The organism is Candidatus Protofrankia californiensis (assembly GCF_900634765.1).
GTDB lineage: Bacteria > Actinomycetota > Actinomycetes > Frankiales > Frankiaceae > Protofrankia > Protofrankia californiensis.
In genome coordinates this window covers 1-505 of the sequence record NZ_CAAAFT010000497.1, presented here as the reverse complement: position 1 = coordinate 505, position 505 = coordinate 1, and the positions used below count along the sequence as shown (strand labels likewise).

At 70.3% G+C, this 505-nt stretch carries 1 pseudogene; it reads left to right on the top strand.

Features of this window, described 5'->3' with window-relative positions:
• Positions 1–62: 62 nt before the first annotated feature.
• Positions 63–505, top strand: a pseudogene (locus DD1DGNOD_RS26110) (hypothetical protein); the annotation flags it as partial.

Below are 505 nucleotides of genomic sequence, written 5' to 3'. Positions count from 1 at the left end.
CCCCTGCCACAACAACCGGGGCCACGACACCGGGGCCACGACACCGAGGGCGGACCGCACGCGTGTCAGGGGGCGAGGTCCGTAGGCTCATTGGTGTGGCGCGGGCCGGAGATCTGCGACAACTCCTCGGGCTGGAGGGCCGACGGTCGCGCGATCATGCTTTTTCCGCGGCGCCGAAGGCCCAGCTTCCCGAAACGTCGACGGGATTCCGGCGGCTTTTCGCCTCCCGACTGACCTCGCAGGCCGCCGACGGCGTGTTCCAGGCGAGCCTGGTCAGCTACGTGCTGTTCTCCCCCGAACGGGCGACGTCCGCTGCGGCGCTCGCGGCATCGCTGGCGATCGTGGTGCTGCCGTTCAGCGTCATCGGTCCGTTCGCCGGGATCGTGCTCGACCGGATCTCACGGCAGCGGGTGCTGGTGGGGTGCGGGCTGGTGCGGGCGGTGCTGCTCGTCCTGCTTGTCCTGCTCATCGCGGCCGGCCATACCGGCGTCGACTTCTACGCGAC